At 72.0% G+C, this 15,529-nt stretch carries 11 protein-coding genes and 2 rRNA genes (1 of these 13 running past the window's edge); 4 read left to right on the top strand and 9 right to left on the bottom strand.

Annotated elements, in window-relative coordinates:
• Positions 1-62 precede the first annotated feature (62 nt).
• Entirely contained in the window at positions 63-1,430 is a 1,368-nt protein-coding gene (locus tag RMN57_RS31065; protein WP_313766610.1) for a dipeptidase, read from the top strand.
• Between the two features lie 161 nt (positions 1,431-1,591).
• Here the strand turns inward: RMN57_RS31065 and RMN57_RS31060 are convergent, their stop codons facing one another.
• From RMN57_RS31060 to RMN57_RS31030, 7 genes are all read right to left on the bottom strand, one after another.
• Positions 1,592-2,455 (bottom strand): DUF4184 family protein, encoded by an 864-nt coding sequence (locus RMN57_RS31060; protein WP_313766609.1) that lies wholly within the window; start codon positions 2,453-2,455, stop codon positions 1,592-1,594.
• Between the two features lie 167 nt (positions 2,456-2,622).
• Positions 2,623-3,690 carry an NUDIX domain-containing protein gene (locus RMN57_RS31055; RefSeq protein WP_313766608.1) on the bottom strand — a complete coding sequence of 356 codons (1,068 nt, stop codon included), beginning with the start codon at positions 3,688-3,690 and terminating at the stop codon, positions 2,623-2,625.
• A gap of 428 nt (positions 3,691-4,118) precedes the next feature.
• Complete coding sequence (locus RMN57_RS31050; RefSeq protein WP_313766607.1) at positions 4,119-5,009, bottom strand: C40 family peptidase; 891 nt, start codon at positions 5,007-5,009, stop codon at positions 4,119-4,121.
• 253 nt (positions 5,010-5,262) lie between these two features.
• A complete protein-coding gene (locus RMN57_RS31045; RefSeq protein ID WP_313766606.1) occupies positions 5,263-6,681 on the bottom strand; it encodes an acyl-CoA synthetase in 1,419 nt (472 codons plus the stop codon).
• 210 nt (positions 6,682-6,891) lie between these two features.
• Positions 6,892-7,854, bottom strand: a complete 963-nt coding sequence (locus tag RMN57_RS31040) for an electron transfer flavoprotein subunit alpha/FixB family protein (protein WP_313766605.1) — start codon at positions 7,852-7,854, stop codon at positions 6,892-6,894.
• A gap of 42 nt (positions 7,855-7,896) precedes the next feature.
• Positions 7,897-8,682, bottom strand: coding sequence for an electron transfer flavoprotein subunit beta/FixA family protein (locus RMN57_RS31035; protein WP_313766604.1), 786 nt, complete (start codon positions 8,680-8,682; stop codon positions 7,897-7,899).
• A gap of 411 nt (positions 8,683-9,093) precedes the next feature.
• A complete protein-coding gene (locus RMN57_RS31030) occupies positions 9,094-9,507 on the bottom strand; it encodes a thioredoxin family protein (protein WP_313766603.1) in 414 nt (137 codons plus the stop codon).
• A gap of 267 nt (positions 9,508-9,774) precedes the next feature.
• Here RMN57_RS31030 and RMN57_RS31025 point away from each other — a divergent pair, with 267 nt between their 5' ends.
• The 3 genes from RMN57_RS31025 (at position 9,775) to RMN57_RS31015 (ending at position 12,742) form a co-directional block, all read left to right on the top strand.
• Positions 9,775-10,200: a DUF4395 domain-containing protein gene (locus tag RMN57_RS31025; RefSeq protein WP_313766602.1), complete on the top strand. Its 426-nt coding sequence runs from the start codon at positions 9,775-9,777 to the stop codon at positions 10,198-10,200.
• Between the two features lie 347 nt (positions 10,201-10,547).
• A complete protein-coding gene (locus RMN57_RS31020; protein WP_313766601.1) occupies positions 10,548-11,318 on the top strand; it encodes a lysophospholipid acyltransferase family protein in 771 nt (256 codons plus the stop codon).
• Between the two features lie 227 nt (positions 11,319-11,545).
• A complete protein-coding gene (locus RMN57_RS31015; protein ID WP_313766600.1) occupies positions 11,546-12,742 on the top strand; it encodes a hypothetical protein in 1,197 nt (398 codons plus the stop codon).
• Positions 12,743-12,864: 122 nt separating this feature from the next.
• Here RMN57_RS31015 and rrf read toward each other — a convergent pair.
• Together rrf and RMN57_RS31005 are read right to left on the bottom strand one after the other, a co-directional pair.
• A 5S ribosomal RNA gene (rrf, locus tag RMN57_RS31010) occupies positions 12,865-12,981 on the bottom strand.
• Between the two features lie 81 nt (positions 12,982-13,062).
• Positions 13,063-15,529: ribosomal RNA gene (locus RMN57_RS31005) — 23S ribosomal RNA — on the bottom strand (it continues 654 nt past the right edge of the window).

The following is a 15,529-nucleotide window of genomic DNA, read 5'->3' as shown; positions in this document are numbered from 1 at the left end:
CCCAGTCAACGCGTCCGCCCCGACCATCCTCCCGGCCGGACCGACCCTCCCGGAGCAGCCCGATGCCGCAGCAGCCCCTGGCCGACGCCGTCCGGTCCCTGATGGACCGTGCCCGCACCGACCTCGCCGAGCTGGTCGCCTTCCCCTCGGTGGCCGACCCGCGCCAGTTCCCGGTCGAGGAGTGCCGCAAGGCCGCCCAGTGGGTGGCCGACGCCTTCGCGGCCGAGGGCCTGACGAACGTGCAGCTGCTGGACACCCCCGACGGCACCCAGTCCGTCTATGCCGAGCTGCCCGGCCCGGTCGGCGCGCCGACCGTGCTCCTCTACTCCCACTACGACGTCCAGCCCCCGCTCGACGAGAGCGGCTGGCTGAGCCCCGCGTTCGAGCTGACCGAGCGCGACGGCCGCTGGTACGGCCGCGGCGCCGCCGACTGCAAGGGCAACATCCTGATGCACCTGACGGCCCTTCGGGCGCTGCGCCAGGTCCACGGGGACGCCTACCCGGTCGGGCTGAAGATCATCGTCGAGGGCTCCGAGGAGCAGGGCACCGGCGGCCTGGAGCGCTACGCCGAGGCGCACCCCGAGCTGCTCACCGCCGACGCCATCGTGATCGGCGACACCGGCAACTTCGCCCCCGGCCTGCCCACCGTCACCGCCTCGCTGCGCGGCATGACCGTGGTCGAGGTGTCGATCACCACGCTGGCCGGCAACCTCCACTCGGGCGCCTTCGGCGGCGCCGCCCCGGACGCCCTGCAGGCGCTGGTGAAGGTGCTGGCCTCGCTGCACGACGAGCACGGCGACGTCGCCGTGGCCGGTCTGACCAGCGACCAGACCTGGCCCGGTGTGGAGTACTCCGACGAGCAGTTCCGCGCCGACGCCAAGGTGCTCGACGGCGTCGAGCTGACCGGCACCGGCACCGTCGCCGACCGGCTCTGGGCCCGCCCGTCCGTCACCGTCCTCGGCATCGACGCCCCGCCGGTGATCGGCGCCACCTCCTCCGTGCAGTCCGCCGCCAAGGCGCTGGTCAGCCTGCGGGTGCCGCCGGGCACCGACACGGCCGCCGCCCAGGACGCGCTGGTCGCCCACCTGGAGGCCCAGGTGCCGTTCGGCGCGCAGGCCCGGATCGAGCGCCAGGGCAACGGCGCGCCGTTCAGCGCGGACACCTCCGGCCCGGCGTACGAGGCGATGGGCGAGGCCATGGCCGAGGCCTTCGGCACGCCGATGGTCGCCTCCGGCGAGGGCGGCTCGATCCCGCTCTGCAACACCCTGCAGACGCTCTACCCGCAGGCCGAGATCGTGCTGATCGGCGTCGAGGAGCCGACCACCCAGATCCACGCCGTCAACGAGAGCGTCGACCCGCTGGAGCTGGAGCGGATGGCGCTCACCGAGGCGCTCTTCCTCCGCCGCTACGCCGAACTCCACTCGGCCTGACGCAGCGCCAGGGGCCGGACGCCCGGCCCCTGGCGCGCCCCGGGAGGGCCTTGACCCGCCGGCCGGCGGGCCGGGCGCCCTCCCGGGTGCCGGGCCCTCCCGGGTGCCGCACCGACCACACCTGCGCCCCGCCGCGCCCGGGCAGCACCCCGGGCGCCGTCTCACACCCCGGCCCGCTCGACCGCCCGGTCCCGGTCCGCCGGGCGGGGCCGCGGCCGGTGCCGCCGGGCCAGCCGGGCCGCCGCCGCGTGCACCAGCGCGTACCCGGCCGCGCCGACCGCCAGGCCCGCACCGGCCCCGAAGCAGAACTCCGGGATCAGGTTCCGCCGCAGCGGCACGAGCCGGTGGACCACCCCGACCGCCGTGGCCGCGCCCAGCGCCGCGACGGCGGCCCGCCGCGCCCCGCCCGGGAGCGCCACCGCGGGCCGTACCGGCTCCACCTCCCGGGCAGCGCGCGACGCCCACCCGGCCAGTGCGGCCAGCGCCAGCGCCGACGTCCCGTACTGCAGCACCGTGTACAGCGGCAGCCCGGCGACCTTCCGCTCCAGCACCGGCAGCAGGGCGACGCCGAGCCGGCCCTCGTGGGTGAAGGCGTCCCAGCCGACGTGGGTCGCCGCGCCCACCGCAGCCGAGGCGGCGAACCACGCGACCGCCGTGCCCGTGCCGGTGTCGGCGTCGGCGTCGCTGCCCCGGCCCGCCCCCGTGCCACCGGTCCGGCGGACCGTCAGTGCCTCGGCCGCGCCCGCCCACCGCTCGGGCAGCAGACCGACCAGCGGCCCGCGCAGCAGACCGTGCCACCCGGCGACCAGCGCACCGGCGATCGCCACGTCCACCGTCGGCACCGCCCACCAACGGTGGGTCAGCCCGCCCTGCTCGTAGACCCCGGGCAGCAGCGACTCCGCGAAGAACGGCACGTCGGGCGCCATCGAGCCGGCGACCAGCGCGGAGGCGACCAGCGGCCCGCGCCGGCCCGCCGTACGCAGCAGGGGCAGGACGGCGGCGGGGTGGCTCAGTGTGAAAGGCATGCCCTCATCCTGCCGCCCCGGTCCGGCCGCCGCCGCACCACCCACCCCGTCACACGGCCCCTGTCGCGTCCTACCGGTGCGCCGCCGAACCGCCGGGCGACCACCGGCACGCTCCCGCACGCCGCGCCACGCCGACCACACCGCGTACCGCCGTGCCGCGCCGACCGCTACGCCGCGTCGACCACGCGCGCCATGCCCAGCGCCGCCCGCCGGCCGGCCTCCAGGTAGCGCAGCTCGCCGCTGCGCCGGGCGTCGAGCGCGGCGGCGAGCCGGCGGTAGCGCCCCGGCGGCAGCAGGCCGGCGGCCTCCTCCAGGCTGACGAAGCGCCAGCCGCGCAGCTCCTCCTGCTGGAGCAGCAGGTTCTGGCGGGCCGCGGCGTCCAGCAGGCCGCCGTCGTAGACCAGCCGCAGGCCGCCGCGGCGCGGGCCGGTGCGCGGTTCCCAGTCGACCGCGAGCAGGCGCAGCGCAGCCGGATCGAGCCGCAGGCCGAGCTCCTCGGCGGTCTCCCGCAGGGCCGCGTCGGTCGGCGCCTCGCCCCGCTCGACCACGCCGCCGGGGAACTCCCAGTCCGGCTTGTAGACCGGGTCGACCAGCAGCACCCGGTCCTGTTCGTCGAAGAGGAGCACCGCCGAGGCCACGGTGTCCCCGGTCGGGTCGGGGGTCTGCACGATGGGGCAGCGGGCCGAGCCGTCCCGGACGAGCTGGGCGAGCCGGGCGGCGGTCTCGCCCGGGGTCAGCGCGCTGGTGTCTACCAGCCGGGCGTCCCGGCCGAGCCAGCGCCGGGCGGCCCGGTAGCGGGGGACGTGGTCCAGGCACCACTCACGGACGCGCGAGCTGCGCTCGGGATCGCCGGGACACTCCTCGCGCTGGGCTATCCGCTCTCGCAGGATCGTTTCTTCAGGGTCCAGGACGAGGTGGTGCACGGTGATCCCGTTCGAGGCGAGCGCACCGAAGATCTCGTCCCGGTAGTCCTCGCGCAGCAGCGTCATCGGGACGACCAGCGGGCCCGGCACCTCGCCGAGCAGCGCGGCCGCCGTCTCGGGGACGAGCCGGCGCCAGGCCGGCAGGTCCTGGAAGTCGGACACCGCCGCCATCCGGTCGGCCGGGAGCATCCCTCTCAGCCCGAACCCGACCAGCTCCGGGTCGAACAGCATGCTCCCGGGCAGCAGCTCGACCAGTTCCCGGCAGGCGCTCGTCTTGCCCGCGCCGAACGTGCCATTGACCCAGACGATCACAGTGTCCCCTGCCCCTCGACCTCCCCCGGTGCCGTTCGCACCGGGCGGGCGCCCCCGTCAGCCGAACCGGCGCCACCCGAGGTGGTACCCCCGCCGCGCCGGTCCCCATGCCTCCGATCCGTTCCGGCCGGACGCACCGTGGTGCGCCCTTTGACAGCGGCATGTGCCCAGGCCAGAGGCCCTACCGGTGCACCCGCACGCCCGCGTGACCGCCGGTTCACGCGCCCCCGAAAACCGGCGTCCGATCCCTCCGTGCGCGCCCCTTCCACACCGCACACGCCCCCTCCGTACCCGACCCCCGCGTCACCTGCCGGGGGCCTCCGATCCCGAAGTCGGCCGGGCCGACTTCCCGCGCGCCGGAAGCCCCCGGGCCGGGCGGGAGGCAGTGCCTCCCGCCCGGCCCGGGTCGCGCCACCCGTGCGCAGCCCTCAGGGCCGGCCCATGTGGGTGGGGTAGTAGCCGCTGCTGATGCCCGAGACACGGATGTTGGTGCCGGGCCGGGCGGCCTCCACGTACTGGTTGTTGCCCAGGTAGATCGCCACGTGCTGGATGCCCCGGGCGGTGCCGTCGGTCGACCAGAAGAGCAGGTCGCCGCGGCGGAGCTGGCTGGCACGGACCGGCGTGGTCGCCGCGTACTGGTCGTTCGCGACCCGCGGCAGCTCGATCCCGCCGCGCCGGAAGGCCTGCTGCACCAGGCCGGAGCAGTCGTAGCCGTCCGGGCCGTTGCCGGCCGTCCGGAACGGCTTGCCGAGCTGGGCCAGCGCGAACTGCACCGCCGTCTCGACGTCCCCGTCGGCCGCCGGCTCGGCGGAGTCCGCCGAGGCCGAGGTGGCGGAGCCCGCGGAGGACGACGAGGAGCCGCCGCCGGTGCGGTCCAGGTAGATGTCGTAGTGGGTGGTCCAGCGCCACTCGCCCTTGCTGTTCCTGAACCAGTACCGCGAGCCGTCCCAGCCCTGCTTGATCCCGCCGGAGGACGCGGTGGAGGACGAGGACTTGGCCGCGGAGGACGAGCCGCCGGTCCGGGCCCGGTAGATGTCGTAGTGGGTGGTCCAGCGCCACTCGCCCTTGCTGTTCTTGAACCAGTACCGCGAGCCGTCCCACCCGGCGTGGGCGGGAGCGGCCTCCGCGGCGGCGGTGCCCACGCCGGTGCCGAGGCCGATCACGCCGGCTCCGGCCGCGACCACGGCCACCATGGCTATCCCGCGACGGATCCGCCCCGCCCGGGAGGGACGGGCGGTACGGGTCCGCCCGTCGGTGACGGCGTGCTGCCCGGTCGGGTCGTCGGCGGCGCCCGGTGCGCCGGTGTTGACGGTCGTCATCCTGCTGTCTTCCTTTGCTGAACGGGAACCGCAGAACCGCTCCGGTCGACGTGCCGCGGCTCCCGGTCCTGCGACCGGAAGCCGCGGCGTGTCGTCCAGCTATTCGGTTTCTGCCTGCGTGTCACGTTAGGCACGCGTCCGCTCACGGCGCGCAGTGGAGTGCGCCAAAGGAAGGGTTCACGGATGGTGAGCGCCTCGACGGGCGATCAGGTGAGCGACCGTCATCGGTTGACCGCCCGTCACCCGGGTGCCGTCACCCCGCGGACCCCGCGAGCAGCTGCTTCTTCAGCACCTTCCCCATGGCGTTCCTGGGCAGTTCGGGTACCAGCACCACCTTCCGGGGCCGCTTGTGCACCGACAGCCGTTCCGCAACGAAGGCCGCCAGCTGGTCCCCCGTCACCGGGCCGTCAGGGATGACGTAGGCGACCACCGCCTGGCCGAGGTCCTCGTCGGGCGCGCCCACGACGGCCGCGTCGGCGACCGCCGGGTGGTCGCGCAGCGCGGCCTCCACCTCGCCGGCGCCGATCCGGTAGCCGCCGCTCTTGATCAGGTCGACCGAGGCACGGCCGACGATCCGGTGGAAACCGTCCGCCCCGATCACCGCGACGTCGCCGGTGCGGAACCAGCCGTCGGCGGTCCAGGCCTCCGCGTCGGCGTCCGGCCGGTTCAGGTAACCGGAGAACAGCGTCGGCCCGGCGACCTGCAGCTCGCCGACGCTCTCGCCGTCGGAGGCCACCGGCTCGCCGTCCTCGCCGACCAGCCTGGTCCGCACGCCCGTCAGCGGCAGGCCGACGCTGCCGGGGCGGCGCTCGCCGTCCGCCCGGGTGGACACGGTGATCAGCGACTCGGTCATGCCGTAGCGCTCGATCGGCGCGTGGCCGGTCAGCGCGGCCAGCTTCTCGAAGACCGGTACCGGCAGCGGTGCACTGCCGGAGACCAGCAGCCGGGCCGAGGCCAGCTGCCCGGCGGCCTCCGGGTCCGCGGCCAGCCGGGACCAGACGGTCGGCACGCCGAAGAAGAGGCTGCCGCCCGAGGCCGCGTACCCGGACGGGGTGGGCCGTCCGGTGTGGACCAGCCGGCTGCCGGTGCGCAGGGCGCCGAGCACGCCGAGTACCAGGCCGTGCACGTGGAACAGCGGCAGACCGTGCGCCAGGGTGTCCTCGGCGGTCCACCCCCAGGCCTCGGCCAGCGCGTCGAGGTCGGCGCCCACGGCCGCGCGGCGGAGCACCGCCCCCTTCGGCGCCCCGGTGGTGCCCGAGGTGTAGAGCACGAACGCGGTCGCCGCCGCGTCGGGCTCGGCGTAGGTGGTGGCCGAGCGCTCGGCCGGGTCCACCGGCAGCGCGGCGATCCCGGCGTCCGCCGGCACGGCGTCCCCGGCGGCGTGCGCGAGCAGGGCCGCACCGGAGTCCCGCAGGATGTGCGCGCGCTCCTTGGGGCCGGAGTCGGGCGGCAGCGGCACCACCGGCACCCCTGCCAGCAGGCCGCCCACCACGGCGACGACGGTCTCCACGGTGGGCCGGGCCAGCACCGCGAGTCCGGGCGCGCCGGCCACCCGGTCGGCCACCGCGGTAGCCGCGCCGAGCAGCTCCTCGCGGGAGAGCGCCCGCCCGTCGACGCGCAGCGCGTCGCCGGAGTCCCCGTAGTCGCCCTGAAGTGCCGTCAGGAGTGTCATGCCTTCGCCCTCGCCCTCGCTCGCGGGTGTGCCGCCCGGCCTCGGCCGGCCCGGCGCCACCGGTCGCGTCGCCACCGGTCGGGGCCGACTCTACGGGCCGCCTCCGCTGACCGGGCTGAACGGGCTGAACGGCCCGCAACGGCCCGCAACGCCGCAGGGCGCGCCCGGGAGGTCTCCCGGACGCGCCCTGCGCGTGCGCCTGTCGGCGGATCAGCCCTTGCGGGCCTTCACCTCGGTGGTGAGCTGCGGCAGCACGGCGAACAGGTCGCCGACCACGCCGTAGTCGACCAGCTCGAAGATCGGGGCCTCGGGGTCCTTGTTGACGGCCACGATGGTCTTCGAGGTCTGCATGCCGGCCCGGTGCTGGATGGCACCGGAGATGCCCGCCGCGATGTAGAGCTGCGGGGACACCTGCTTGCCGGTCTGGCCGACCTGGTTGGTGTGCGGGTACCAGCCGGCGTCGACGGCGGCACGGGAGGCACCGACGGCCGCGCCGAGCGCGTCCGCGAGCTCCTCGACCACGCCGAAGCCGGCCGCCTCGCCGACGCCGCGGCCGCCGGAGACCACGATGGCGGCCTCGGTCAGCTCGGGGCGGCCGGTGGAGACGCGCGGGGTGCGCGAGGTGACCTTGGCGGCGTTGCCGGTGAACGCGACGGTGACGTTCTCGACCGCGCCGGCCGCCGGGGCGGCCTCGGGCGCGACGGCGTTCGGCTTGACCGTGATCACCGGGGCGCCGTGCGACACCTTGGACTTCACCTGGAACGAGGCGGCGAACACCGACTGGGTGGCGACCGGGCCGTCCGCACCGGCCTCCAGGTCCACGGCGTCGGTGATGATGCCGGAGCCGAGGCGCAGCGCGACGCGGGCGGCGACCTCCTTGCCCTCGCCGGAGGAGGTGACCAGCACCGCCGCGGCCTCGGCGGCCTTGGCGATCTGGGCCAGCGCGTCGACCTTGGGGACGACCAGCTGGTCGGCGAACTCGGCGCCGTCGGCGACGTACACCTTCGCCGCACCGAACTCGGCGGCCTTGGCGGCGATGTCGGCGGCGGCCGCACCGGCGCCCAGGACGACGGCCGACGGCTCGCCGATCCGGCGGGCCAGGGTCAGCAGCTCCAGGGCCGGCTTGCGGACCGCGCCGTCGGCGTGGTCCACGAGAACCAGGATCTCAGCCATGATTCGTTGCTCCTGATCGATCGTTGGGAACGCGAACGGGGGTTAGATGAACTTCTGGTCGGCGAGGAACGCGGCGAGCTGCTTGCCGCCCTCGCCCTCGTCCTTGACGACCGTGCCCGCGGTGCGCGCCGGACGCGCCGCGACCGACTCCACCGCCGTCCACGCACCCGCCAGACCGACCTCGTCCGCCTCGATGCCCAGGTCGTCCAGGTCCAGGGACTGCACCGGCTTCTTCTTCGCCGCCATGATCCCCTTGAACGACGGGTAGCGGGCCTCGCCCGACTGGTCCGTCACCGAGACCACCGCCGGCAGCGCAGCCTCCACCAGCTCCGTCGCCGCGTCACCGTCGCGACGGCCCTTGACCACACCGCCCTCGACCGACACCTCCGACAGCAGCGTCACCTGCGGCACGCCCAGCCGCTCCGCCAGCAGCGCCGGCAGCACACCCATCGACCCGTCCGTCGACGCCATACCGCCGACCACCAGGTCGAACCCGGTCTTCTCCAGCGCCTTCGCCACGATCGCCGACGTGCCGATCACGTCCGTGCCGTGGATGTCGTCGTCGTTCACGTGCACGGCCTTGTCCGCACCCATCGACAGCGCCTTGCGCAGCGCGTCCTTCGCGTCGTCCGGCCCGACCGTCAGCACCGTCACCTCGGCGTCGCCGTGCGCCTCCGCGATCCGCAGCGCCTGCTCCACGCCGTACTCGTCCAGCTCCGACAGGAGGCCGTCCACGCCCTCCCGGTCGGTGGTGTGGTCGTCCGCGAACCGACGGTCACCCGTCGCGTCCGGCACGTACTTCACACAGACAACGATCCTCAAGCTCACGGCCTGTCTCCTGTACTGGTCTCGTCCGGCGGCTGCGGCTGTGCAAGCGGGCGCGAATACGGCACGCACCCGCTCCGGGCAGCGTGTTCCCGTGCCGGTCCGGAACTCTCTGGCAGCATACTCGCCGGTAGCTCAGTGGTCACTACTGGCCAGTAGCTTACGCCGCCGGGCCCGGCCCGGACGCCCCACCCGGAGGCCCGGACGGCCCGGAACACGCCCGGACCGGACCCCGCCGGCGGAACGGCCCGCACTGCCGTCGTCGCCCATCCTGCCCCAGGCCGCGCCGGACACCACCTGACGGGGCGGCGTATCCGGGGCGAGATTCACCGCCGGAACGGCGGGATCGACCCCCGGCCGCCCCGGCCGCCCGGTCCGGCGCGCTCCGCCCGCGTGCGCAGGCGCCCGCCCGCTTCAGAGGGCCTCGCCCAGGGCCGCGATCACGTCCGCCCTGCGCGGGAGCCCCGCGGCCCGGCGCACCACCCGGCCCTCCGCGTCCAGCACCAGCACGGTCGGCGTCCGCAGGACGTCCAGCCGGCGGACCAGCTCCAGCCGCGCCTCCGCGTCCAGCTCGACGTGCGCCACCCCCTCGACCATCCCCGCCACCTCGGCCAGCACCCGCCGGGTCGCCCGGCAGGGCTGGCAGAAGGCCGTCGAGAACTGCACCAGGGTGGCTCGCTCCCCCAGCGGCCCGCCCAGCTCCGCCGCCGACAGCCGAACCGCCCCGTCCTTCGTGCGCACCCGCAGCCTCCCGTCGTGCTTGGCCCGCAGCAGCCCGAACGCGCCCGCCAGCACGAGCACGACAACGCACACCACCAACCCGGTCATCCCCCCAGTCTGCGGCAGGCCCGCCGCGCCCCGGCAAGGTGCCCCGGCACGGCGTCCGGCCGGCGGGCGGTCACGCCGGGCCCCGGCCGGGCGAAGGCGTCGACCGCCGGACCCGCGCCCGCGTACGATCGCCGCGTGGACTCCGACCGCCCCGCACAGCCCCTGCTGACCACCCGCCGCGTGGTCGACCTGTGCCGGTCCACCGCCTCGCGCTGTCGCTGACGCACCACGTCGCCGCCCCCGCCACGCGCCCCTCCCGGAGTCCCCGTGCAGATCGACCCCCGCGGCCCGCGCTTCGCCGCCGCGCTCACCACCCTCGTCCTGATCGCCGTCCTGCTCACCGGCAGCGGCCTGCTGCTCGCGCTGCAGGCCGTCGTCTTCGCCCTCGGCACCATCGGCGGCCTGCGCCGTTCCCCCTACGGCTGGGTGTACCGGACGCTGGTCCGCCCCCGACTCGCGCCACCGACCACGACCGAGGACGAGCGGCCCCCGCGCTTCGCCCAGGGCGTCGGCCTGGCCTTCGCCGCCATCGGCACGCTCGGCTTCCTCACCGGTGTGGCCTGGCTCGGCCTGCTCACCGCCGGCTTCGCGCTCGCCGCGGCGTTCCTCAACGCCGTGTTCGGCTACTGCCTCGGCTGCGAGATGTACCTGGTCGTCCGCCGCGCCCAGGGCCGCCTCGACCCGACACCCTGACGCCGTCCCGCCCGGGTGCCGGGGGGCTCCCGGGCGGGACGGCTCCCCCCACCGGGCGCCGCCGACCGGACGGCTCCCGACGGACAGCTCCCGACGGCCTGCGAAGCCGGGCGACGGGCCAGGTGCCGGAGGCCGCCGCAAAAGGTTCCCGCCCGCCCCATCACGGAGATCACACCGCTCGACCGAGCCCGGCGGCCCGGCTCAGGTGACAGCGGGCACTCGTTCGGGGGATCATCTCCGTGTATCACCCGTGCCGCCGCGGCGTGCCGCGCCTCCGGTCGGCCCCCACGCCCGGTCCGGGTACCGCCTTACCGGGCCGCCAGGGCCCGTGGAAGTCAGGACTGACCGTGGCAGAGTTCGTCTACCCGCCGGTGATCGGCGCCGCACTGACCGTCTTTCGCGCCCTCGACGTGCGCATCAAGATCGTCGGCGCCGAGAACATCCCCGCCAAGGGCGGAGCAGTCCTGGTCAGCAACCACATCAGCTACCTGGACTTCCTCTTCGCCGGCCTCGGCGCCTACCGCGGCGGCAAGCGCAAGACCCGCTTCATGGCCAAGGACGACGTCTTCAAGCACGCGATCTCCGGCCCCCTCATGCGCGGCATGAAGCACATCCCGGTCGACCGCACCGACGGCCAGCCCGCCTACGAGGCCGCCGTGCGCGCGCTGCGGGCGGGCGAGGTGGTCGGTGTCTTCCCCGAGGCGACCATCAGCCGCTCCTTCATGCTGAAGAAGTTCAAGACCGGCGCCGCCCGCATGGCCGCCGACTCCGGCGCCCCGCTGCTGCCGGTCGTGCTCTGGGGCACCCAGCAGCTCTGGACCAAGGGCCGGCCGAAGACCCTCACCAAGCGGCACGTCCCGGTCACCATCATGATCGGCGAGCCGATCGAGCTGAGCGACACGGACAAGCCGGTCATGGTCACCCGCCGGCTCCGCGCCGCGATGAGCGAGATGCTGGACCGCGCCCAGCGCGAGTACCCCGGCAAGCCGGCCGGCCCGGACGACACCTGGTGGCTCCCCACCCACATGGGCGGCACGGCACCGACGCTGGAGGCCGCCGAGGCCGAGGACGAGGCGGAGGCCGCCGCCAAGGCGGAGCGCCGCGCCGCCCGGGGCTGACCGCCGCGCTCGTCGGCCGGGGGCGGCCCGCCCCCGGCGCACGCGGCCGGGGTACAGCGGCGAAACCTCCGTACTCCATCGGTCAACCAGACGGTCCGCTCTTCATACTCCATGTGACCGATCGACGCCGGAGCGTCGCGTGTCGCCCGCTCACCCGCACCCTCCGTCTGCCACAGTGGCAGCTCCCCGGGGCCTCGTCCTGCGGCGGAGACGGAGAGGACACGCCGATGACCGGCACACGGCAGCTGCCACCCACCACCACGGCCCGCACCCGCACACGCGCAGGTGCGGGCCTCCTGCTGGCCGGCGCCCTGCTCACCGGATGCGGAGCCGAGCCGGGCGAGATCCCGCTCAGCGAGATCCGGGCGGAGACGCCACCCGCCGCCCCCACCCCCACTCCGGCGCCCGAACCCGCCGTCGCCGTCTCGGCCGCGCCCGACCCGGCCCTCGCTGCCGCGGCGAGCGCCCGGCACAACGGCCTGATCGTCGGCCGGATCTTCCTCACCGCCGACCGCACCAACAGCGCCGTCTTCACCATCGCCCCCGACGGCAGCGGCGCACAGCAGCTCACCCGGCCGCCCGCGCAGACCCGCGACGACCACCCCGACTGGTCCCCCGACGGCACCACCGTCGCCTTCGACCGCACCGGCCCCGAGTCCGCCGGCCGGATCTGGACGATCGGCGCCGACGGCGAGAACCCCCACCAGGTCGGCCAGCTCTGCGAAACGGGCGCCCCCGACTGCACCAACGAGGAGGAGGTCACCCCGGCCTTCTCCCCCGACGGCAAGCAGATCGCCTTCAGCCGCACCTGGGGCAGCGCCGACCCGACGGCCAATCAGACCCAGTACAGCGACCTCTACCTGATGAGCCCGGACGGCACCAACGCCCAGCGGCTGACCTTCCTCACCAACGACAAGCCGTACTCCGGCCTGGTCACCGATCCGGCGTGGTCGCCCGACGGCAGGCAGCTCGTCTTCTCCTACCAGACCAGCGCCACCGGCCAGCCCGCCAACAGCCGGGCCCTCTACATCGTCAACATCGACGGAACCGGCCTGCGCCGGCTCACCCCCTGGGAGCTACGCGCCGGCGACCGGGCCAGCTGGTCCCCCGACGGCACGCAGATCGTCTTCACCACCTACCCCGCCGGCGCCGACAACACGCCGGGCGGCGGCATCTACACCGTCCGCCCCGACGGCACGGCCATCGGCGCCCTCACCCCCGGCCCGTCCGACGTCTTCTACGGTGCCGCCACCTACTCCCCCGACGGCACGTCGATCGCCTTCACCCAGGCACCGGCCAACGGCAGCGCCGAGCTGTACACCATGAAGAGCGACGGCTCGAACGTCGCCCCGCTGACCAACAGCCCCGACTATTGGGAGAGCCGCCCCAACTGGGGCACCGCGGTGGGGACTCCGCGCGGCTGACCCGGGGTCAGGACGAGGTCGGGCACGGCATGGCGCCGTGCCCGACCCCTTTTCCGGGAATCTCCGGGAAATGTGAAGAACCCCCGATCCGTGAATGGATCGGGGGTTCTTCGTGAATGATTGTTCGGCGGCGTCCTACTCTCCCACAGGGTCCCCCCTGCAGTACCATCGGCGCTGTGAGGCTTAGCTTCCGGGTTCGGAATGTAACCGGGCGTTTCCCTCACGCTATGACCACCGAAACACTATGAAACTATCGCACCGCCCACCCGCAGAGCGGTGGGGGTCGTTGTTTCAGAACAACACAGTGGACGCGAGCAACTGAGGACAAGCCCTCGGCCTATTAGTACCGGTCAACTCCACCCCTCACAGGGCTTCCATATCCGGCCTATCAACCCAGTCGTCTACTGGGAGCCTTACCCTCTCAAGGAGGTGGGAGTGCTCATCTCGAAGCAGGCTTCCCGCTTAGATGCTTTCAGCGGTTATCCCTCCCGAACGTAGCCAACCAGCCATGCCCTTGGCAGAACAACTGGCACACCAGAGGTTCGTCCGTCCCGGTCCTCTCGTACTAGGGACAGCCCTTCTCAACACTCCTACGCGCACAGCGGATAGGGACCGAACTGTCTCACGACGTTCTAAACCCAGCTCGCGTACCGCTTTAATGGGCGAACAGCCCAACCCTTGGGACCTACTCCAGCCCCAGGATGCGACGAGCCGACATCGAGGTGCCAAACCATCCCGTCGATATGGACTCTTGGGGAAGATCAGCCTGTTATCCCCGGGGTACCTTTTATCCGTTGAGCGACGGCGCTTCCACAAGCCACCGCCGGATCACTAGTCCCTACTTTCGTACCTGCTCGACCCGTCAGTCTCACAGTCAAGCTCCCTTGTGCACTTACACTCAACACCTGATTGCCAACCAGGCTGAGGGAACCTTTGGGCGCCTCCGTTACCCTTTAGGAGGCAACCGCCCCAGTTAAACTACCCACCAGACACTGTCCCTGATCCGGATCACGGACCCAGGTTAGACATCCAGCACGACCAGAGTGGTATTTCAACGACGACTCCACAACAACTGGCGTTGCTGCTTCAAAGTCTCCCACCTATCCTACACAAGCCGAACCGAACACCAATATCAAGCTATAGTAAAGGTCCCGGGGTCTTTCCGTCCTGCTGCGCGAAACGAGCATCTTTACTCGTAATGCAATTTCACCGGGCCTATGGTTGAGACAGTCGAGAAGTCGTTACGCCATTCGTGCAGGTCGGAACTTACCCGACAAGGAATTTCGCTACCTTAGGATGGTTATAGTTACCACCGCCGTTTACTGGCGCTTAAGTTCTCAGCTTCGCCCCACCGAAATGGAGCTAACCGGTCCCCTTAACGTTCCAGCACCGGGCAGGCGTCAGTCCGTATACATCGCCTTACGGCTTCGCACGGACCTGTGTTTTTAGTAAACAGTCGCTTCTCGCTGGTCTCTGCGGCCACCCCCAGCTCAGAGTGCAAGACTCGTCACCAGGAATGGCCCCCCTTCTCCCGAAGTTACGGGGGCATTTTGCCGAGTTCCTTAACCATAGTTCACCCGAACGCCTCGGTATTCTCTACCTGACCACCTGAGTCGGTTTGGGGTACGGGCCGCCATGAAACTCGCTAGAGGCTTTTCTCGACAGCATAGGATCATCCACTTCACCACAATCGGCTCGGCATCAGGTCTCAGACTATGTGAACGGCGGATTTGCCTACCGTTCGTCCTACACCCTTACCCCGGGACAACCACCGCCCGGGCTGGACTACCTTCCTGCGTCACCCCATCGCTCACCTACTACCCCGTTGGGTCACCGGCTCCACCACGTCCCATCGTCCGAAGACTCCGGGCCGGCTTCACGGGCTTAGCATCAAGAGGTTCAGCGTTGGCGCTTCAAAGCGGGTACGGGAATATCAACCCGTTGTCCATCGACTACGCCTGTCGGCCTCGCCTTAGGTCCCGACTTACCCTGGGCAGATCAGCTTGACCCAGGAACCCTTGGTCAATCGGCGCAAGAGTTTCCCACTCTTGTATCGCTACTCATGCCTGCATTCTCACTCGTATACCGTCCACGACTGGTTTCCACCGCCGCTTCACCCGGCACACGACGCTCCCCTACCCATCACAGCAGGCGTTGGCCCTTCATGCTGCAATGACACGACTTCGGTGGTGTGCTTGAGCCCCGCTACATTGTCGGCGCGGAATCACTTGACCAGTGAGCTATTACGCACTCTTTCAAGGGTGGCTGCTTCTAAGCCAACCTCCTGGTTGTCTCTGCGACTCCACATCCTTTCCCACTTAGCACACGCTTAGGGACCTTAGTCGGTGTTCTGGGCTGTTTCCCTCTCGACCATGGAGCTTATCCCCCACAGTCTCACTGCCACGCTCTCACTTACCGGCATTCGGAGTTTGGCTAAGGTCAGTAACCCGGTGAGGCCCATCGCCTATCCAGTGCTCTACCTCCGGCAAGAAACACGTGACGCTGCACCTAAATGCATTTCGGGGAGAACCAGCTATCACGGAGTTTGATTGGCCTTTCACCCCTAACCACAGGTCATCCCCCAGGTTTTCAACCCTGGTGGGTTCGGTCCTCCACACGGTCTTACCCGCGCTTCAACCTGCCCATGGCTAGATCACTCCGCTTCGGGTCTTGGGCATGCAACTCAAACGCCCTATTCGGACTCGCTTTCGCTACGGCTACCCCACACGGGTTAACCTCGCTACACACCGCAAACTCGCAGGCTCATTCTTCAAAAGGCACGCAGTC

Source organism: Kitasatospora sp. CM 4170, from assembly GCF_032110285.1.
GTDB lineage: Bacteria > Actinomycetota > Actinomycetes > Streptomycetales > Streptomycetaceae > Kitasatospora > Kitasatospora aburaviensis.
Note: the sequence above shows the minus strand (reverse complement) of the source record. Positions and strands in the feature narration are given on the sequence as shown.